15 protein-coding genes are annotated in these 19,263 nt (G+C 65.1%); 7 read left to right on the forward strand and 8 right to left on the reverse strand.

The features are described from left to right. Nucleotides 1-30: 30 nt before the first annotated feature. Nucleotides 31-609, forward strand: a complete 579-nt coding sequence (locus ACZI8R_RS01535) for a TetR family transcriptional regulator (RefSeq protein ID WP_463377789.1) — start codon at nt 31-33, stop codon at nt 607-609. Nucleotides 610-615: 6 nt separating this feature from the next. On the opposite strand, the gene ACZI8R_RS01540 is transcribed toward ACZI8R_RS01535, so the two are convergent. The 5 genes from ACZI8R_RS01540 to ACZI8R_RS01560 form a co-directional block, all read right to left on the reverse strand. Continuing rightward, entirely contained in the window at nt 616-2,250 is a 1,635-nt protein-coding gene (locus ACZI8R_RS01540) for a hypothetical protein (RefSeq protein WP_463377790.1), read from the reverse strand. A gap of 101 nt (nt 2,251-2,351) precedes the next feature. Next, nucleotides 2,352-4,106, reverse strand: coding sequence for a molybdopterin-dependent oxidoreductase (locus ACZI8R_RS01545; protein WP_463377791.1), 1,755 nt, complete (start codon nt 4,104-4,106; stop codon nt 2,352-2,354). Nucleotides 4,107-4,230: 124 nt separating this feature from the next. Next, nucleotides 4,231-6,339, reverse strand: a complete 2,109-nt coding sequence (locus ACZI8R_RS01550) for a 3-hydroxyacyl-CoA dehydrogenase NAD-binding domain-containing protein (protein ID WP_463377792.1) — start codon at nt 6,337-6,339, stop codon at nt 4,231-4,233. Between the two features lie 2 nt (nt 6,340-6,341). Then, nucleotides 6,342-7,556 carry a thiolase family protein gene (locus ACZI8R_RS01555; protein WP_463377793.1) on the reverse strand — a complete coding sequence of 405 codons (1,215 nt, stop codon included), beginning with the start codon at nt 7,554-7,556 and terminating at the stop codon, nt 6,342-6,344. Nucleotides 7,557-7,716: 160 nt separating this feature from the next. Next, entirely contained in the window at nt 7,717-8,955 is a 1,239-nt protein-coding gene (locus tag ACZI8R_RS01560; protein ID WP_463377794.1) for an HRDC domain-containing protein, read from the reverse strand. 136 nt (nt 8,956-9,091) lie between these two features. Between ACZI8R_RS01560 and ACZI8R_RS01565 the strand changes: the two genes are divergently transcribed. After that, nucleotides 9,092-9,943 carry an alpha/beta fold hydrolase gene (locus tag ACZI8R_RS01565; RefSeq protein ID WP_463377795.1) on the forward strand — a complete coding sequence of 284 codons (852 nt, stop codon included), beginning with the start codon at nt 9,092-9,094 and terminating at the stop codon, nt 9,941-9,943. Here ACZI8R_RS01565 and ACZI8R_RS01570 read toward each other — a convergent pair. Then, entirely contained in the window at nt 9,891-11,291 is a 1,401-nt protein-coding gene (locus tag ACZI8R_RS01570; protein WP_463377796.1) for a WS/DGAT/MGAT family O-acyltransferase, read from the reverse strand. The two genes, ACZI8R_RS01565 and ACZI8R_RS01570, sit on opposite strands and share 53 nt — an antisense overlap. Before the next feature lie 82 nt (nt 11,292-11,373). On the opposite strand from ACZI8R_RS01570, the gene ACZI8R_RS01575 reads away from it, so the two are divergent. After that, on the forward strand, nt 11,374-12,633 hold the full coding sequence (locus tag ACZI8R_RS01575) for an alpha/beta hydrolase fold domain-containing protein (RefSeq protein ID WP_463377797.1): 1,260 nt from the start codon (nt 11,374-11,376) through the stop codon (nt 12,631-12,633). Here the strand turns inward: ACZI8R_RS01575 and ACZI8R_RS01580 are convergent. Next, nucleotides 12,613-13,203: a DUF3000 domain-containing protein gene (locus ACZI8R_RS01580; RefSeq protein ID WP_463377798.1), complete on the reverse strand. Its 591-nt coding sequence runs from the start codon at nt 13,201-13,203 to the stop codon at nt 12,613-12,615. The genes ACZI8R_RS01575 and ACZI8R_RS01580 overlap by 21 nt on opposite strands. Nucleotides 13,204-13,383: 180 nt before the next feature. On the opposite strand from ACZI8R_RS01580, the gene hemE reads away from it, so the two are divergent. Genes hemE through ACZI8R_RS01600 form a run of 4 tightly spaced genes read left to right on the forward strand, consistent with a single transcriptional unit; the run spans nt 13,384 to nt 18,832 of the window. Next, on the forward strand, nt 13,384-14,451 hold the full coding sequence (gene hemE, locus ACZI8R_RS01585) for a uroporphyrinogen decarboxylase (RefSeq protein ID WP_463378194.1): 1,068 nt from the start codon (nt 13,384-13,386) through the stop codon (nt 14,449-14,451). Continuing rightward, the gene (locus ACZI8R_RS01590) at nt 14,448-15,800 is read left to right on the forward strand and encodes a protoporphyrinogen oxidase (protein ID WP_463377799.1); all 1,353 of its coding nucleotides are present in this window, start codon (nt 14,448-14,450) and stop codon (nt 15,798-15,800) included. The genes hemE and ACZI8R_RS01590 overlap by 4 nt, the downstream gene beginning before the upstream one ends. Before the next feature lie 4 nt (nt 15,801-15,804). Continuing rightward, nucleotides 15,805-16,500, forward strand: a complete 696-nt coding sequence (gene hemQ, locus ACZI8R_RS01595) for a hydrogen peroxide-dependent heme synthase (protein ID WP_463377800.1) — start codon at nt 15,805-15,807, stop codon at nt 16,498-16,500. Nucleotides 16,501-16,507: 7 nt separating this feature from the next. Then, complete coding sequence (locus ACZI8R_RS01600) at nt 16,508-18,832, forward strand: molybdopterin-dependent oxidoreductase (RefSeq protein WP_463377801.1); 2,325 nt, start codon at nt 16,508-16,510, stop codon at nt 18,830-18,832. Here ACZI8R_RS01600 and msrB read toward each other — a convergent pair. Next, complete coding sequence (gene msrB, locus ACZI8R_RS01605) at nt 18,829-19,248, reverse strand: peptide-methionine (R)-S-oxide reductase MsrB (protein WP_463377802.1); 420 nt, start codon at nt 19,246-19,248, stop codon at nt 18,829-18,831. The two genes, ACZI8R_RS01600 and msrB, sit on opposite strands and share 4 nt — an antisense overlap. Nucleotides 19,249-19,263: the final 15 nt, after the last annotated feature.

Genomic DNA, 19,263 nt, shown 5'->3' on the forward strand with positions numbered 1-19,263 from the left:
ATACCTGTAGCGACCGGTACAGTCAACTGCATGCCAAGACCACTGGATCGTGCACGACGCGAAGAAATACTTGTCGGCGTCGTCGAATTCATCGACAAGTACGGCTTGGCGAATGTGTCACTGCGTCCGCTCGCGGCCGAACTGAACACGAGCTCGCGGATGCTCGTGCACTACTTCGGGACCAAGGAAGAACTCTTGGTGCAGGCGCTGTTCACCCAGCAACCCCGATTCGGCGCAGTGTTCGACGAAGTCCGCGACTCCAAGGCACTGTCGGATGCTTTGTACGGGCTGTGGGCGTCGATGACGACGGGTTCCGACGTGCTGAGCACGCGCATCTTGTTGCAGGCCATGGGTGTCGCGGCAGGTAGGTCCGGGCCGTTCGTCGGATTCGTCGACGAGGCGATCGAGTTGCTGTTGGGTTCTTTGGCGTCCGCTCTGCACCGCTGTGGTCTGCGTGACGAGGATGCCCGAACCGAAGCCACGGTCGCATCTGCCGCATTCAGAGGGTTGTTGCTGGACCGGCTGATCACCGACGACGTTCGGCGAACCGATCGCGCGGCCGCGTTGTTGATCGGGCGGGTTGTGGCGTCGGCAGGTTCGAGTAGCTGAACTCGACTACTTGCGGTTCCACACGCCGAGTTGGCGGGGAATGACGCCCTGGGGGGCGATCTCCAGGCGGTCCGTCGTGGCCTGCACACTGACCTCGTAGATGTCCTTGCCGTCCAGGTGCTCCCGGATGAAGTCGGCGAGCTCGGAGTTTTGCGGATTCCACGGGTCGGCGCCGCGGAGGTTCAGTGCACCTTCGAGACCCCGTGGCTGGTCGGTCAGGCCGTCTTCGCGGGCGATCAGACGCAGTGCGTCAGTGGTGGACAGCTGTACCGCGTATTCCCGGCCCGAAGGAGAGGCGAGTGTGACGTCGTGCTGGGTCTGTGCCCAGTCGAAGTCCTCGGTACGAGCCGTCCAACCTCCGGGCATGGAGCCTTCGTAGGAGAGTGCGCTTTGCGGCGCCAACGTCAGCGACGATTGGTCCCTGGTCGGATCTACTTCGGCGAGTACGGGCTGCTGTAGCGGCCGCTGCGTGGCCGTGAAGTCCCACGCATCGTCGGCGATTGCCTTGTGCCAGTATCCGTTCTGGCCACTGTTGCGACCCTCGACACGCAATACTCGGTCCTCGACGGCGGGACCTGTCTGGCTGATCGAGATGCGGGACGTGATCTCGCCTGGAACTTTCGGCTGGTGCTGCCACCCCTCGGCGGGCAGAGAAATCGCGGCGTACTGCGGATCGACGCGTTCGATCAGTTGGTTGGGCGCCGAGGGTTTGTCGCCCTGCGTCTGCCAGGTGTAGCGCCCAGGAATGTGGTTGGCGCCGGCGATGTCGAGGTCGTACTTGCGCGTGTACATATCGCCGTAGCGGTTGGTCACGAACGTGACCGACCCGGATCCGGATATCGATTCGGAGATGAAGCGGCCGTCCAACGGGCCGCCGATCTCGTAGCTGTGATCGGCCGGTAGCCACGGGTCCTGAAACACGATCCGCGATCCGTCGCCCGCCAGGCTCACCAATTGGACCAGGCCTGCCGTAGTCGGATGCACATGCCCTTCCGCGTCGGTGAAGCTACTCGAGATTCGGTGGCTCAGCGCCCACTTGTCAGGTGCCGCCGCGCCGCTGGGAACGGTCACGCCCGGCCACAGCCAGATGGGTGCGCCGAACGAACGCGTCCAGTTCCACAGCATCGGGCCGGAAAGCAGATTGTCGAGCGAATAGATCCAACCGTCGTGATCGAGAGCGACGAGCATATTGCTGTCGACGGATATCGCCGCTATCCGACCGTCCAGACAACCCGGGGTGTGCACTTTCCCCCAGTGATCGCCCGACTCCCGCGGCCGGGTGTAGATGGAACCGTCACGCAAGGCGAACTCGGCGTAGTCGTTGAAACCTTGAGTGGTGTCGCGGAGGTCGACCGACGTCGGTAGGTCGATTCCGCTCGGTGCAGACGGAAGATCCTCGAATTCGGACAAACCTTTGACGCTCGGCAACGGGAGGAGCAGTCCCGGCAGCGGCACGACGATCTGGTTGGTCCCGATCGCAGGTACGCAATCGAGCGGATGTGAATCTCCCGCACTGGAGCCGGCGCCTGGACCGACGTCGGCAGCTGCGATCGTGTTCGCACTCGAAAGCACGACCACGCTGAGCGCGACGCACAGCGCGTAAACCGACGTTCTTTCGAGTAGATCGGCGACACGCCTCATTGTTCCCCCTCGACTTCCCGGCACGACAGCTTCGTCGGATTATGCATCCTCGAGCGGACCGGGGCGGCCGATCGGCCACGTCCGCAGGGACTCAAAGATTCTCAGATGGACTGGCGGTACCCGAAGAACTCGTGGTCTTCGTTGTAGCCACCGAAACCACCGCCCACTTCGGCGAAGTCGGAAACGAACTCGATGCCGCCTATCCATTTCACCTGTTTGAAGCCGAGTTGGTTCTCGTTGCGTAGCCGGATGGGGGCGCCGTGTCCGTAGGTGAGCGGTGCATCGTTCATGTCGTAGGCGAGCATGACGAGGTGATGGCGCATCTGTTCGATCGGATGCGCGTCGTAGTAGGCCCCGCCGTCGGAACCCTCCGCGAGCGAGTAGAACACGACCCACTTCGCTTCCGGTTTCGGCTGGACCAGGTCGAGAAGTGTTCCCAGCGAAACGCCTTTCCACTTCGCAACTCCGGACCAGCCTTGGATGCAGAAGTGCTGGGTTATCTGCTCGTGGACGGGGAGTCGGTGAATCTCCTCGAGTGACAAGGAGACCGGATTGGTCACCAGGCCGCCCACCTTCAGTCGGTAGTCCCGGAAATCGTTCTCCTGCAATGCCTCGTACTCCGGTGTGTCGGGATACGTCCCGTTGTGCCAGAAGTACGGCGAGATGTCCTTCTCGGTGTATTCGCCGGGGGTGGCGTCCACATGCTCGAACAGCCGCTGGGCGGGCCCGATCAGGGCGAAACCTACACGCTGGACGATTCGTGGGTGACGAAGAGTGAACGGTGTCGCGGCCACCCAACATACGGTGACGAGGAGCAAGGCGATCGAGAAGACGACGAATCCGATCCAGCTGTCGTCGTCTCGGCCGGCGAACATGTGGTTGAGGTTCCGAAGTGCCCCCGTGGTGACGACCAGAGTGACGTGGATGACGATGAAAAGCAGAAACCAGAGCAGCACGAGAAAGTGCAACGATCGCGCAGTCTGAATGCTCAGATACCTGCTCACGAATCGGAAGCGGGTGGACAGTGCCGGCGACATTCCCAGCCCGGTGAGTACGGCAGCGGGCGCGGCGACGAAGACAGTGAAGAAGTACGTGAGCAATTGGAGACTGTTGTACGCGACCCAGCCGTCGGCGGTCGGCCAGTTCAGCGACAGATACTGGATCAGCACCGTGATCGAACCTGGAATCACATCCCAGCTCGTGGGGACGATCCGTCGCCACTGACCCGTGGAGAACAGCAGGATGTAGAAGACGACGCCGTTGAGTAGCCACAGGGTGTCGAGACCCAGATGCCACCATCGAGCGAGCCCGATCGAGTGCCGAATCCCGGGAAGACCGAACTGGCGTGGCAAACCGACCGAATCTTCCTTGGCCGTCCACATGGGGTCCTCGGGAACCGGCTTCGATATCCGAAACCATTCCTTGCCCGGCGTGCTGTTTCGAGTCCAGTACAGCCGCGGGTGATCGGCCAGAATCTGGAGCCCCGCCCGGATCATGAACATCATCAGGAAGAGGTTGAAGAAGTGCTGCCACGCCAACCAGGCAGGTAGGCCGACTGGGGCGTCCGAGGTGACATCACCCGGGTGACGTTGCATGAAGTCTTGCATCGACGGTGAATCGCTCAGCCCCTTCGCGACCGCCACCGCAATGATGAGCAGCACGAATCCGATCGGAATCAGCCACAGCAGGTCGAACCATCTGTTGTGTCCGACCCGGACTCGAGGCGAAATTGCCCGGGTCTCGGGGATTCCGCCCGCCCAGACGGCTCGATCGATGGTGTCCTCACCCGGTTGAAGACGGGACCTGTAGCCGTCGACGCCACCGGTCGGGACGGCAGAGTGATCGTCGCTTCCCATTGCTCACCCCCACGCCGAACATTCGGTTCGCACGTGAACGGCCTACCCCGAAACGACGAATGTCACACCCGTTCGATCGAACTGAACGTGTGTGACATTCGTCGGGGGTGGGAAGGGGGGGGGCTTACTTCACGCTGGCAATGCCAGGCTCGAGGAAGCGCTTACCGTTGACCGCCTCGGAGGTGCCGGTGCGATCCAGGTACGGGGTGATGCCACCGTTCCAGAATCCGAACCCGCCGCCGAGGATGAGGCAGAGATCGATGTCCTCGGCTGCCGCAACCACGCCTTCGTCGAGCATGATCTGGATCTCCTGAGCGAATGCGCGACGCGTGCGCTCGAGGACTTCCTCGGCTGTCGACGCCTTGTCGCCCTGCTTCCACAGCGACGCGACCTCGGGGTCGACTTCCTGCTTGCCGCTGTCCCAGCTCCATACCGCGGACTTCTTGGCCTCGACGAGAGCCTCGAGTCCGGGGGAGTTGTGGAACCGCTCCGGGTACGCCTCGGCCAGCGTCTCACCGGTGTGCAGTGCGACGGCCGGGCCCACCAGACCGAGCAGCGTGAACGGCGTCATCGGCATGCCGAGTTCGGCGATCGCGTTGTCGGCGACCTCGAACGGGGTGCCCTCGTCCACTGCGTTCATGACCTCGCCCAGGGTGCGAATCAGGAGACGGTTGAACACGAAGCCGGGCAGATCCGCAGAACCCACGGCCGACTTCTTGAGTGCCTTGGCGGTGGCGAAAGCCGTTGCCAGGGTTGCATCGTCGGTCTTCTCGCCCTTGATGACCTCGAGGAGGGGAAGAACGGCCACGGGGTTGAAGAAGTGGAAGCCGACGACCCGCTCCGGGTGCTTCAGATCCGCAGCCATCTTCGTGATCGACAGCGAGGAGGTGTTGGTCGCGAGGATCGTCTCCGGGGCGATGAACTCCTCGAGCTCGGCGAAGATCTTCTTCTTCAGGTCCAGGTTCTCGAAGACGGCCTCGATGACGAAGTCGGTCTTCGCGAAGGCGGACTTGTCCAGCGAGCCGGACACCAGGCCCTTGAGACGGTTCGCGGCGTCGGGGGAGAGGCGGCCCTTGCCCTGCAGCTTGTCGATCTCGCTGTGGACGTATCCGACACCCTTGTCGATGCGCTCCTGATCGATGTCGGTGAGGATCACCGGCACCTTCAGCTGGCGCACGAACAGCATCGCGAGCTGGCTCGCCATCAGACCGGCGCCCACGATGCCGACACCGGTGATCTTGCGGGCCAGCGACTTGTCCGGAGCCCCGGCAGGACGCTTCGCACGCTTGTTCACCAGATCGAATGCGTACAGACCGGCACGCAGTTCGTCGGTGAGCAGAAGGTCGGCGAGAGCCGCATCCTCTGCTGCGAATCCCTTGTCCAACGACGCCGGATCCGTAAGGTCCGTGCCCTTGGCCAGTTCGAGCAGCTCGACGGCCTTCACGGCGCCGGGTGCGTAGTTCTTCGTCTTGCCGTCGACAACAGCCTTGGCGCGGGCGATGGCATCGTCCCACGCCTGGCCCTTGTCGATCTCGGGGCGTTCGGGAGTGATCTCACCGGCAAGAACCTTGGCTGCCCAGGCGAAAGACTGCTCGAGGAAGTCGGCGGAACCGAACACGGCGTCGACGACACCGAGCTCGAGGGCCTTCTTCGGGTTGAGTGTCTTGTTCTGGTTCAGTGCGTTCTCGAGAACCACGGTGACCGCGTTCGAGGCGCCGATCAGGTTGGGCAGCAGCTGCGTTCCACCCCAGCCGGGCACCAGACCGAGGAAGGCCTCGGGCAGGCCGAGAGCGCCGGCGCTCGAGGAGACGGTGCGGTAGTGGCTGTGCAGCGCGACCTCGAGGCCACCGCCGAGGGCCACACCGTTGACGAATGCGAACGTCGGGATGGTGGACTCACGCAGACGGCGGAACACCTTGTGGCCCAGCTGCCCGAGCTCGAGGCCCTGCTCGCGGGCCGTGATGCTGGGGACACCCTTGAGGTCGGCGCCCGCAGCGAAGATGAACGGCTTACCGGTGATCGCGATGGCGGTCGGCTTCGCGTCGAAAGCCTCGTCGAGTGCCGCGTTCAGCGACTCGAGTCCGCCGGGGCCGAAGGACGACGGCTTGGTGTGATCGAACCCGTTGTCGAGGGTGACCAGTGCGACCTGGCCGTCGATTCCCGGAACGGAGACGAGCTTGGTGTACGCGTTGGTCACCACTTCGTCGGTGAATGCATTGGCGATGTCGGACATGATTACTTGGCTCCCGAGTTGTAGTCGGCGTGGTTCGGGTTCTCCCAGATGACGCTGCCGCCCATGCCGAGACCGATGCACATGCTGGTCAGGCCGTAGCGGACGTCGGGACGCTGCGCGAACTGGCGGGACAGCTGGGTCATCAGGCGGACGCCCGAGGAAGCGAGCGGGTGGCCGCACGCGATGGCGCCGCCCCACTGGTTGACGCGCTCGTCGTCGTCGGCGATTCCGTAGTGCTCGAGGAATGCGATGACCTGCACGGCGAACGCCTCGTTGAGCTCGAAAAGTCCGATGTCCTCGATCTTCAGGCCGGTGCGAGCGAGCAGCTTCTCGGTGGCCGGGACGGGGCCGTAGCCCATGATCGCCGGGTCGACGCCCTGGTAGGCGAATCCGACCATGCGCATGCCGACGGGAAGGTCGAGCTCCTTGGCGGTGTCCTCACCCGCGAGGATGGCGGCGGTCGCGCCGTCGTTGAGGCCGGCGGCGTTGCCTGCCGTGATGCGACCTGCGGGGCGGAACGGCGTCTTGAGGCCCGCAAGATTCTCTAGGGTCGTGCCGGGGCGAGGCGGCTCGTCCTCGGTGGCGAGGCCCCAGCCGGCGTCCGAACGGGTGGCGACGGGGACGAGGGTGTCGGCGATGTGGCCGGCCTTCTTCGCTGCGTCGTACTTGTTCTGACTGTTCACCGCGTAGGCGTCGGTGCGCTCCTTGGTGATGCTCGGGAACCGGTCGTGCAGGTTCTCGGCGGTGTTACCCATGACCAGAGCGCTCTGATCGACGAGCCGGTCCGCGAGGAAACGGGGGTTCGGGTCTGCGCCCTCACCCATCGGGTGATGACCCATGTGCTCGACACCGCCGGCGATCACGACGTCGTACTGACCGAAACCGATGCCGGATCCGGTGGTGGTGACGGCGGTCATCGCGCCGGCACACATGCGGTCGATGGCGAATCCGGGGACCGTCTCGGGCAGGCCGGCAAGGATTCCGGCGGTGCGTCCGATGGTCAGACCCTGGTCGCCGGTCTGAGTGGTGGCGGCGATAGCGACCTCGTCGATACGAGCGGGGTCGAGCTGCGGGTTACGGCGCAGCAGTTCGCGGATGGTCTTGACGACGAGGTCGTCCGCACGAGTCTCGGCGTACATGCCCTTCGGTCCGGCTTTGCCGAACGGGGTGCGGATGCCGTCGACGAAAACGACGTTGCGTTGGGTGGATGAAGCCACGCGAATTCCTCCTGATGGAGCTGTTTGGTTCCGGATCACGGCCAGGCGTCCGGCCTCGCGGCTCAGACTACTCCTTGCGTTACCCGTGGGTAACTTAACCGTCGTGATGCCTGTCCGAGCAGCAACTCGCCGCTCCCATCAGGAGACGAAGCCCACTCCGCTACTCCGGTCGGAGTGCAGCGCTCAGCACCGGGACCGTCAGCGTTCGTTGCCAGGGGCGGGCGCCGGCCGCGGTGAGGGTCTCGTCCACGACGGACTCGATGCGGTCCGGCTCCACAGGTGACCACTCCCAGCAGAGGCGGCGGACCAGCTCCGGGGTGAGGAGGTTTTCCACCGGTACCGAAACCTGCTCGCCGAGGTCGGTCAGTGCCGCCCGCGCGGCAGTGAGGCGTTCGGCGGCCTCGGGGTCGACCCGTGCCCACTTGTTCGCGGGCGGCGGGCCTGTGGTGACTGGGCGCTTCGTCGGTAGCTCCTCCTCCGGAAGTGCGCGAGCGAACTCGATGGCCTGCAGCCAGTGTCGGGAATGTCGGCGCTGACGCGGCCCGCCGAAGACCGGCAGTGCGCGCAGTTTCTCGATCGTGACCGGGATTTCGTGCGCCGCGGCGATTATCGCCGAATCCGGAAGCACGCGATTGGGGGAGACATCTCTCTTGCGGGCGAGATCCTCACGGGCTTGCCACAGCGACCGGGCAACGGCCAGCTGCCGCGTGTTGTTCAAGGTGGTGACGTGTGAGAGTCGGCGCCAGCGGTCGGGTTTCGGTTTCGGTGGACCGGCGAGCCGGATGTGCTCGAACTCTTGGGCCGCCCACTCCGTCTTGCCCTGACGTTCGAGTTCCGCCGCCATCTCGGCACGCAACTCCACGAGAACCTCGACGTCCAAAGCTGCGTAGTTGAGCCATGACTCGGGTAACGGTCTGGTGGACCAGTCCGCTGCCCCGTGGCCCTTGCGAAGTTCGAATCCGAGCGTGCGCTCGACGATGGCGGCGAGGCCGACCCGGTCGAAGCCTGCCAATCGGCCGGCCAACTCCGTGTCGTAGAGGCGGTCCGGTTCGAGACCTAGTTCCGCGAGGCCGGGGAGATCCTGGTCTGCCGAGTGCAGAATCCACTCGAGGGGGTTGATCGCGGCGGCGAGGGCAGCGAGATCCTCACTGGTGGGGATGGGGTCGAGAAGGACCGTCCCGGAGCCGTTCCTGCGTAGCTGAACCAGATATGCGCGGGCGGAATAGCGAAATCCCGAGGCGCGCTCGGCGTCGACGGCGAGGGGGCCGTCACCGGCTGCCAGGGCCGCGGCAGCCTTGACCACACCTTCCGCCGTGGTGACCACGTCGGGAACTCCGTCCCGTGGGGCGAGAAGCGGAACTACGGGACGATCGTCTTCGCCGTCGGTGACATCGGACATGGTCATCGACTCTACGTCCGTTCGTGATCCTTCGATGAACCGAATCCCCACTCGGACTGGAACAGGTTGCAGAATTGTTGAAACATGTTCTAATTGGGCGTTGTTTGTCCTGGATCAGGCTCCACCGAGGAACAAGATGAAACTCGCATCCGTTGCGCCCGTTCGTGAACTTCCCGCAGGTCGAACGATCGAGATACCCGGGCGGGGCAGCACCTTCGTCGTGGACACGGGGCCGTCGGAGGGCCCCACGTTCATCCTGCTTCACGCCTTGGCCTGCACCGGAATGCTCACTTGGTATCCGTCCATAGCCGAGCTCGCAAGCAAGGGTCGCGTAGTCGTTCTCGATCAGCGCTGGCACGGCAGGGGTATTCGGTCCCCGCGCTTCGAACTCGACGACTGTGCGGACGATGTCGTCGCCCTCGCCGACGTACTCGGCATCGATCGCTTCGTTCCGGTCGGCTATTCGATGGGCTCGATAGTGGCCCAGCTCGTCTGGAAACGTCATCGCGATCGCGTCGAGGGACTGGTCCTGTGTGCGGCCACGGCGCACTTTCAACGGGCATCGCGGGAGAAGATGGCGATGGCAACCATCAACGTGGGTATGGGCGCACTGCGTCCCAAGGCGGGCCCGATTCCGGAGCCGACTCGAACCGAGAGTGATCGGCTGTGGGCGCTGCGCGAGTTCACTTCGACGAGCTACGGCGCCATGGGCCGCGCCATCGCCGAGATCGGGAAGTTCGACTCGACGCATTGGGTGGGGGACATCGACGTACCCACCGCGGTGGTCGTGCCGACTCGTGACCGGGTGATCCCGCCCCGCCGTCAACGGTGGTTGGCCCGGCAGATCGCCGGGGCCGCCACCTACGAGATCGACGGCGGGCACTCGTCGTGTGTGATGCAGGCTCAGCAGTTCACCGAAGGTCTGTCGGCCGCGACTACTTCGGTGCTTGCGCGCGTGCGGCCTCGAGAAGCTCGTCGAGAGCCGTAGGGAAGGCGTCCGCGAGGTCCCACAGCTCGGGCGCAAGTTCGCTGCAGCTGACCAGTCCGACGTCGAGTTTTCCGTCAAGCGACATCACCGTGATGTTGAGTCCGGCACCGTGAAAGACGGGGCCCAACGGGAACATTCCCGTGATCAGCGCGCCCAGGAAGTACAGCGGGACCGGCGGGCCGGGGATGTTCGAGATCACGAGATTGTGGACGACAGGGTGGCGTTCCGCGAGTCGGAGTCGTGCGTAGACCCGCATCGCAGCACCGAACACCGCCGGCGCAGCAAACTGCGACCAGTCCTGCAGAAGGTTCGCGCCGAGGGCCTCGTTGTGACTCTTGACGATCGGGTTTCGCTCGCCGATCGTGCGGAGCCGTTCGGCGGGATCGGAGATCTGGGTGGCCAGCTCGGTGAACATCCCGGACACCTGGTTGGTTCCGGGGCGATCGGACTTGTCGTGGACCGACACGGGCACCATCGCAACGAGCGACTTGTCGGGGAGTTCGCCACGACCGTCGAGATACTCGCGCAGGGCGCCGGCGCACAGTGCGAGCACCACGTCGTTGACCTTCACGCCGAATGCGTTCTTCACCTCTTTGACCTTCTCGAGGTCGAGCGTCGTGTACGCGATCTTTCGGTGGCCGGTGATCGTGCCGTTCAGTGATGTTCGCGGAGCGGTGAACGGTGCCGGCATCGCCTGGCCCTGGCGGGCTCGGCCGATCCATTCGGGGAGGACTGCCAGACTGTCCGGCACCAGGCGGGCCAATCTGGCCGGGCGGGCCGCCACCTTGAGTAATCCGCCGACTGCGATCTCCACACTGCTGGCCTTACCCGCTCCCTCGGGGATCGTCGCCGGGTCACGCCGTGGCGCATCGGGTTCGAGGCCGCAGAGCTCGGACATCATGTTGGCGCCGGTCACGCCGTCGACCCCCGCATGATGCATCTTGGACATGACGGCGACCCGTCCGTTGTCGAGTCCTTCGATGATCCACATCTCCCACAGCGGCCGAGAACGATCGAGCGGCTGACTGGCGATGTGGCCGCAGAGGTCTGCCAATGCGTCGCGCCCACCCGGAGCCGGCACTGCGACGAGGTGGCAGTGCCGGTCGATGTCGAAATCCGAGTCCTCCACCCACACCGGGTGATCCAGATTGAAGCGCGAGTCCTGTAGCTTGCGACGGAATCCGGGCATCGCCTTCGTTCTGGCGGCCAGTTCGGCCTTCAACTTCTCGAACTCGTACCCACCGGGGACCGTCGACCCGTCGAGTTCGATGAGCCCGCAGACGTGAAGGAGTTGCGTGGAAGTTTCCAGGTAGAGGAATGAGGCATCGAGGCCGCTGAGACGCTGCATGACGCAATACTAGAACATGTTCTAGTATTGCGTGCAACGGAATGTCGAAATGGAGTTTTCGATCAGGAATGGAGTGTCTCACATGACTCGATCTTTCGTGCTCAGGCAGGCTGCGAGTGCGGTTCTCGCTGCCAATGCCGTGCGTCCCGTCCCCGGGATGCCGCTGTCGGTGCCCGTGTTCATGTCGGGGTGGCTCACCGCGGAGCTTGCACCTCAGTTGCTGGCGCTGACCGCAACGGACAGCGCCGTACACGTCGCACGGCACGGCCTTCGATCGCGGAGCGACAAGCTGGGCCTGGCGTTGTCTGCGGCAGCGATCGCCACATTGAGCAGCGTGATTGCGACGGGCCGAGGGGCGGCGCACGAATGCGAATCGGCATTGCGCGAGGAATTGGGCGACGACTACGCGGAACGTGACGGCAAGATCGCTTCTGCGGGAGTGCCTGCGTGGCGGCGGATCTACGATCCGTTCTGGATGCGTCGCAAGGGGGTCACGCGTGTACGGGACCTTCGATATGCACCCGGCGGCCGACGATTCCGGTTGAACATCTACCACCGTGACGACGTCCCGTCCGACGCACCCGTGCTGTTCCAGATTCACGGCGGCGGTTGGGTGATCGGCAACAAGGACCAGCAGGGCATCCCGTTGATGCTCGAAATGGCGTCCCGAGGGTGGGTGTGTGTATCGATCAATTATCCGTTGTCGCCGCGGGCGATCTGGCCTGCCCACCTGATCGCAGCGAAGCAGGCGCTGGCGTGGGTTCGGGAGAACATCGGCAGATACGGCGGCGACCCGGACTTCGTCGCTGTGACGGGCGGATCGGCGGGTGGACATCTCACGGCGATGCTGGGACTCACGGCCGACGCCCCCGAGTTGCAGCCCGGGTTCGAGAACACGTCGACCGCGGTGCAGGCCTGCGTTCCGCACTACGGCGTCTACGACATCGCGGGGGACACCGGCATCAAGCCGGTCCTGCAGCGGGTGAAGTCCGGACTCATGCCCATGCTCCTCGGTAAGAATGCGAAGTTTCCCGAGGACTACCGGGCCGCGTCCCCACTGGCGCATCTGCGTTCCGATGCGCCACCGTTCTTCGTGATCCACGGACGCGCCGACTCGTTCATTCCCGTGGCCGAGGCGCGCGTGTTCGTGAACGAACTGCGGGAGGTGTCGGACAACCCTGTCGCATATGCGGAACTGCGCGGCGCCCAGCACGCGTTCGACGTGTTTCCGTCGATTCGCAGCGCGGCCGTGGTGCAGGCGGTGGGGCGGTTTCTCGAGTGGGCATACCGCACCCGCGACGAGCGGGCGGTGGGTGGAGCGTCAGTCTCCGAGACCGTGTAGCGCGGTGACTCCGACCGGTGGCAGGCCCGCTGCGTAGGCGAGCACCTCGCAGAATGCTTCGACATGACCGGCAAGGTCGGAGGATGTCGCAGTCCAGGAGGCGCGCAGCTCCAGTTGGTGTGCGCGCGGCGGCCCCGCGATGTCGCCGTACCGCACCGAACTGGTCGCGGTCACGGTTCCACCGAGCGCCGTGATGGGCTCGGTCTGGGCCTCGAGCGCGTCGACCAACCAACTCCAGGCCACCTCGGGCAAGAGTGGGTCGCCGGCGACGGAGGCGTCGAGATCGGCCTGGATGTAGGCGACCAACCGCATGGTGCCGTTCCAGGCGTCGTCACCCTCGGGGTCGTGGAGCAGGATCAGACGCCCGAACGCATCACCTTCCGACTGCTCGGGTACGTCGGCGGACTCGTCGTGAGTCACCTCGGCGCCGACGGCATAGCTGTACGGCGCCAATCGCTGCGGCGGGCGGATCGGCCCGAGCTCGATGTCACCACGTACCCGCGCCGCGCCCATCGAATCGACGGCGGCGCGGAACTCTGCAGGGGCTACAGCAGATCCGGAAGACGTCACGTTTTCGGACGGTAGACCCCAATTCGGACAGGGTGAAGGAGGCGCGCCGATGTCGCCCCATCGCCTCGCACAGGTGTGTGGCCCGAGCCGGGTTCCGGACATGGCAGCATGAGAGGCGGTCGAAACTAGCCGGTAGGAGCGCGGGAACCGATGAGCGGTATGGAGAGTACGAACGCAGGAATGACCGAACGGGCGGATTACGCTGCTCGGCGAGTGTTGCCGGACGCGCCTTTGCTGGCTGCAGCGACAGGCCGTACGCCGGCGCGTCGGCCGGTGTGGTTCATGCGTCAGGCGGGACGATCGCTGCCGGAGTACCGCGAGATCAGGTCGGGTATCGGGATGCTCGAGTCCTGTTTCGATCCGGCCCTCGTCTGTGAGATCACGATGCAGCCGGTCCGGCGCCATGACGTCGACGCCGCGATTCTTTTCTCCGACATCGTGGTTCCCCTCAAAGCCTCGGGAATCGACCTGGACATCGTTCCCGGCACAGGCCCAGTGGTTGCCGACCCGATCCGCAGCGTCGCCGACGTTTCCGCGCTGCCGAGGCTGGAGGTGGACGAGGTCGGCGCGGTGTCGCAGGCAGTTCGGCTCCTCACCGCCGAACTCGGGGACACACCGTTGATCGGTTTCGCAGGTGCGCCGTTCACGCTGGCGTCGTACCTCGTGGAGGGCGGTCCCAGTCGCAACCACGAGCGGACCAAGGCGCTGATGCACTCGGACGCCAAGACGTGGCACGCCCTGCTCGGCGCACTGGCCGACACCACCATCACGTTCCTGCAGACGCAATTGCACGCAGGTGTCGACGCGGTGCAGCTGTTCGATTCGTGGGCCGGGGCGCTCACCGCTGCCGAATACCGGGAGTTCGTGCTGCCGCACTCCGAGCGGGTGCTTTCCGAGGTCGAGGGTGCGGGCGTCCCTCGGATCCATTTCGGCGTCGGAACCGGTGAGCTGCTCGGTCTGATGGGAGACGCGGGCGCCGACGTGGTGGGCGTCGACTGGCGGGTTCCGCTCGACGAAGCAGTTCGACGCGTCGGCCCGGGCAAGACGCTTCAGGGAAACCTCGATCCGGCAGTGCTGTTCGCAGGCGCCGACGCTGTCGAGAAGCAGGCACGCAGAATCGTCGCGGAAGGCGACCGCGCCGTCGCGGCGGGCGCGGCCGGACACATCTTCAATCTCGGGCACGGAGTGCTGCCGGATACCGACCCGGGCGCGCTGACTGCGCTGGTGGAGCTGGTGCATTCCTTGTGACGGCTCGGGTCGCCGTGGTCGGAGGTGGAATTTCCGGGCTCGTATCGGCGTACCGGCTCAGGCAGCAGCTCGGCCGGGACGCGGAAATCCTTCTCGTCGACGACTCGGACAGGCCAGGTGGGAAGCTCAGGACGACCGACCTGGCCGGTGGTCCTCTCGATGTGGGCGCCGAGGCGTTCCTCGTCCGCCGTCCGGAAGTGCCGGACCTCGCGACCGAGCTCGGTTTGAGCAGTCGAATCGTGCACCCCGGGGTGCGGCGCCCGCTGATCTGGTCGGGCGGGCGATCTCACGATCTGCCCGCACGAACGTTGATGGGAATCCCGTCGGACCCGGATTCGGTGGCGGATCTCGTCGACGAGCGGACCAGGGAGTACATCGCAACAGAGCCGGATCGGCCGTTCGAGTGGCAGCCGGGCTCCGATGTCTCGGTCGCGGAACTGGTGGGTGAGCGCTTCGGTGAGCAGGTCGTGCGCCGCTCGGTGGATCCGCTGCTCGGCGGTGTCTACTCCGGGACGGCCGACACCATCGGAGTCCGTGCGGCACTCCCGACCCTGGCAGAGGCGCTCGATCGCGGCGCCGCGACTCTGTCTGCTGCCGTCGCCGAGGCCATGCCTTCGCCGCGCGAGGGTCCGGTGTTCGGGGCGTTCCGGGACGGCTACGCCGAATTGGTGCGGGCGCTGACCGCCGCCACGCAGGCCGGGTTAGTGAAGGGACGCGCATCCGGGCTTAGGCGCGAGGGTGGCCAGTGGACGCTCGACCCGGTGGGTCGTGTGGACTGTGTCGTTCTCGCCGTGTCGGCGCCGCGTCTCGCCGAACTGCTGGAAGGTGTGGCGCCCGTTTCCTCGGAGATCGCGGGCGGTATCGAGACGGCCTCGTCCGCGGTGGTGGCGTTGGCCTTCTCCGACGAAGCGGTATTGCCGGAGAACTCGGGAATTCTCGTGGCGACGGGGGAGGACCTCACCGCCAAGGCGTTCACGCTGTCGAGTCGGAAGTGGCCGCACCTGGCCGAGCGTGGGGTGCAGACCGTCCGCGTCTCGTTCGGCCGGTTCGGAGACTCCGAGGTCGTGAATCTGCCGGACTCCGAACTGATCGAGTCGGCACGACGCGATCTCGGACACGTCGCCGGTGTCACCGCGAAACCGCTCGACGTGGGCGTTGTCCGATGGCGGGACGGACTGCCGCAGTACGGGCCGGGGCACACGTCGCAGATCGACAAGCTCGAGGCAGATCTGGCAGGTCTGGACGGACTGGAGGTCGCCGGCGCGATCCTGCACGGCGTGGGAGTACCCGCCTGTGTTCGTAGCGCGACGACGGCGGTGACACGGCTGCTTTCCGGAGTGGCAGGATAGGGCCATGGCACGCCTCGACTACGCATCCCTGAATTCGGAAATCCGCTACCTGATGTTCTCTGCCTTCCAGGTGGAGCCGGGTGTTCTCGGCGACGACCGCGAGGCGGCGATCAAAGAGGCCAAGGAGTTCTTCGACGGCCTCGCCGACAAGGGCGTGACCGTCCGCGGTCTGTACGACGTCGCCGGTTTGCGAGCCGATGCGGACTTCATGTTCTGGAATCATTCCGCGAGCATCGAGGCACTGCAGGCCGCGTACGCAGATTTTCGCCGGACCACCGCCCTGGGTCGTGCGAGCGCGCCGGTGTGGAGCAACGTCGCCGTGCACCGTCCGGCCGAGTTCAACAAGAGTCACATTCCGGCCTTCATCGCGGGCGAAGAGCCCGGCAACTACATCTGCGTGTACCCGTTCGTGCGCTCCTACGAGTGGTATCTCCTGCCCGACGACGAACGTCGGAAGATGCTCGCGGATCACGGCAAGGAAGCACGTGACTACCCGGACGTGCGCGCCAACACGGTCCCCGCGTTCGCGCTCGGCGACTACGAGTGGATCCTCGCGTTCGAGGCGCCCGAACTTCACCGCATCGTCGACCTGATGCGTGACCTGAGGGCCACCGAGGCGCGACTGCACGTCCGCGAGGAGGTCCCCTTCTTCACCGGACCCCGTGTCGACGTCGAGAAGCTCGTCAGTTCCCTGCCCTGAGTCGGTCATGACCTCGTCGGTGAACGGACCAGGGGGCGGCCGGCGCTATCGGCACATGGCCCACTGGGGCATGTACGAGGCGGAAGTACGCGACGGTGACGTCGTGGCAGTGCATCCGCACGAGGGCGACTCCGATCCGTCTCCGATCCTGGCCAACATCACCGGTTCGGTGCGGTCGAAATCGCGAGTTTCGGGACCGATGGTCCGGCGCGGGTGGTTGGAGAACGGTCCGGGTCCGAGTACCGACAGAGGCTCCGATTCGTTCGTGTCGGTCGAATGGGACGAGCTGACGCAGATCGTCGGCGACGAACTCGGCCGAGTGGTGGACGAATTCGGCAACAGTGCGATCTTCGGCGGCTCCTACGGCTGGGCCAGTGCCGGCCGATTTCATCACGCGCAGAGCCAGGTTCACCGATTTCTGAACACTATCGGCGGATACACGCGCTCACGGAACAGCTATTCGCTGGGCGCGACGGCGGTCATCATGCCCCGGGTCGTCGGTACCCATTCGACGTTGTTCGAACGGTCCACCTCGTGGCCTGTCATTGCGCGCGAGACCGAACTGATGGTCTGTTTCGGTGGGGTGCCGGTCAAGAACACCGCGGTGAACGCCGGCGGCAACAGCATGCATCCGACGCGAGACGGGCTCGACGCGGTGCGCCGGCGTGGCGGTTCCGTGGTGTCGATCAGCCCGCTACGCGACGACGTCCATGGGCCGTGCGAATGGATCGACCCGATACCGGGCACGGACGTCGCCCTCATGTTGGGTCTGGCGCATGTTCTCGTGTCGAACGGGCTGCACGACAAAGGATTTCTGAGTTCGCATTGCGTGGGGTACCCGACGTTCGAGAAGTATCTGCTCGGCGCCGAGGACGGGGTACCGAAGTCCGCGGCGTGGGCTGCCCGTATCTCGGGAGTCGCCGAGTCGACGATCGTGTCGCTCGCGCGGCGGGTGGCGGCCAAACGCACCCTCGTGACCGTGACATGGTCCTTGCAGCGCGTACGGCACGGTGAGCAAGCGCCGTGGATGGGTGTGACGCTTGCCGCGATCCTCGGCCAGATCGGCATTCCCGGAGGCGGTTTCGGACACGGGTACGGGTCGATGAACGAGCCGGGTCTCGCCCCGGTGCCGTATCGGCTGCCGACGTTTCCGCAGGGCATCAACGCGGTGGACGACTTCATTCCGGTGGCTGCTGTCACCGATCTTCTGTCGAAGCCGGGGGAGATGTTCGACTACGACGGAAATCGGTTCACCTACCCCGACATCAGGCTCGTGTACTGGGCAGGGGGAAATCCGTTCCATCACCACCAGGACATCCCACGACTGCGGCGCGCGCTGGCTCGACCGGACACGATCGTGGTTCACGAGCCGTATTGGACTCCGATGGCGCGTCACGCCGACATCGTGGTGCCGTCCACGACCTCTCTCGAACGAAGCGATCTGAGCTGCACCAGAAACGATCCACTTCTGGTCGCGATGCAGGCCGCGGTGCCGGCGTTCGAGGGTGCCCGTGACGACTACGACACTTTCGCCGCCATTGCGCGACACATGGGCAAGGGGCAGGAGTTCACCGAGGGGCGGACCTCGCAGGAGTGGATCGAGCATCTGTACGGGCAGTGGCGTGAGGCCGTGCGGGTGGACGACCCGGAGGTTCCCGACTTCGAGGACTTCTGGGCGCTGGGCAAGTGGCCCATGCGCACCGAGGACGATCTGGTGCTGTTCGGTGAGTTCCGGGCGGATCCCGTCGCGCATCCGCTGAATACGCCGAGTGGGCGGATCGAAGTCTTTTCCGAGGACATCGAAAGCTTCGGCTACGACGATTGCCGCGGACATCCGCGCTGGTACGAACCGGACGAGTGGTTGGGCGGATCGCGCGCCGCCGCGTTCCCGCTCCATCTGATCGCGAATCAGCCTCGGACCCGTCTACACGGCCAACTCGATCACGGGGCCACCAGCCGGCAGTCCAAGGTGCAGGACCGCGAGCCGGTGAGGATGAATCCGGTCGATGCTGCTGCGCGGCGCGTCGCGGCGGGCGACGTGGTGCGCGTGTTCAACGATCGAGGTGCCTGCCTTGCAGGCGTGGTGGTGGACGCAGACGTCCGCGTCGGCGTCGTTCAGTTGTCCACCGGGGCTTGGTACGACCCTCTCGATCCCGCCGACCCGGACTCGCTGTGTGTTCACGGCAATCCGAACGTCCTGACTGCCGACGTCGGTGCGTCCAAGTTGTCGCACGGTTGCACTGGGCAGCACGTGCTCGTCCAGATCGAACGGTTCGAGGGGGACCTACCGCCGATCAAGGCGTTCGATCCGCCGCGCATCGTGATCCGCTAGGACTCGTCCAGAACGAGACTGACCGAATTGATGCAGTAGCGCTGATCCGTGGGCGTGGGGTAACCCTCACCCTCGAAGACGTGACCGAGGTGGCTGTGGCATTTCTTGCAGACCACTTCGACTCGGCGCATGCCCAACGACACGTCCTCCCGAAGAATCACGGCATCCGAATCGGCAGGGTCGAAGAACGACGGCCATCCGCAGTGCGAGTGGAACTTCTCGGTGCTGCGGAACAGTTCGGCGTCACACGCCCGGCAGCGATAGCTGCCGGCTGTCTCCGTATCCGTGTACTCGCCGGTGAACGGGCGTTCCGTGCCCGCCTCACGGAGCACGGCGTACTCCTCGGGGCTGAGCTTGTTGCGCCACTCGTCTTCGGTGCGGACGACTTCGGGTACGGCCTCTTCACGCGAACTCATGGCTCCACGCTAATA

The organism is Rhodococcus huquni (assembly GCF_055231055.1).

Excerpts from the sequence above, each read along its gene's own strand:
- ACZI8R_RS01545 (WP_463377791.1), bottom strand. The coding sequence starts at position 4,106 with ATGGGAAGCGACGATCACTCTGCCGTCCCGACCGGTGGCGTCGACGGC.
- ACZI8R_RS01560 (WP_463377794.1), bottom strand. The coding sequence starts at position 8,955 with ATGTCCGATGTCACCGACGGCGAAGACGATCGTCCCGTAGTTCCGCTT.
- hemQ (WP_463377800.1), top strand. The coding sequence starts at position 15,805 with ATGGCACGCCTCGACTACGCATCCCTGAATTCGGAAATCCGCTACCTG.
- ACZI8R_RS01535 (WP_463377789.1), top strand. The coding sequence starts at position 31 with ATGCCAAGACCACTGGATCGTGCACGACGCGAAGAAATACTTGTCGGC.
- ACZI8R_RS01575 (WP_463377797.1), top strand. The coding sequence starts at position 11,374 with ATGACTCGATCTTTCGTGCTCAGGCAGGCTGCGAGTGCGGTTCTCGCT.
- ACZI8R_RS01550 (WP_463377792.1), bottom strand. The coding sequence starts at position 6,339 with ATGTCCGACATCGCCAATGCATTCACCGACGAAGTGGTGACCAACGCG.
- ACZI8R_RS01570 (WP_463377796.1), bottom strand. The coding sequence starts at position 11,291 with ATGCAGCGTCTCAGCGGCCTCGATGCCTCATTCCTCTACCTGGAAACT.
- msrB (WP_463377802.1), bottom strand. The coding sequence starts at position 19,248 with ATGAGTTCGCGTGAAGAGGCCGTACCCGAAGTCGTCCGCACCGAAGAC.
- hemE (WP_463378194.1), top strand. The coding sequence starts at position 13,384 with ATGACCGAACGGGCGGATTACGCTGCTCGGCGAGTGTTGCCGGACGCG.
- ACZI8R_RS01540 (WP_463377790.1), bottom strand. The coding sequence starts at position 2,250 with ATGAGGCGTGTCGCCGATCTACTCGAAAGAACGTCGGTTTACGCGCTG.
- ACZI8R_RS01600 (WP_463377801.1), top strand. The coding sequence starts at position 16,508 with ATGACCTCGTCGGTGAACGGACCAGGGGGCGGCCGGCGCTATCGGCAC.
- ACZI8R_RS01565 (WP_463377795.1), top strand. The coding sequence starts at position 9,092 with ATGAAACTCGCATCCGTTGCGCCCGTTCGTGAACTTCCCGCAGGTCGA.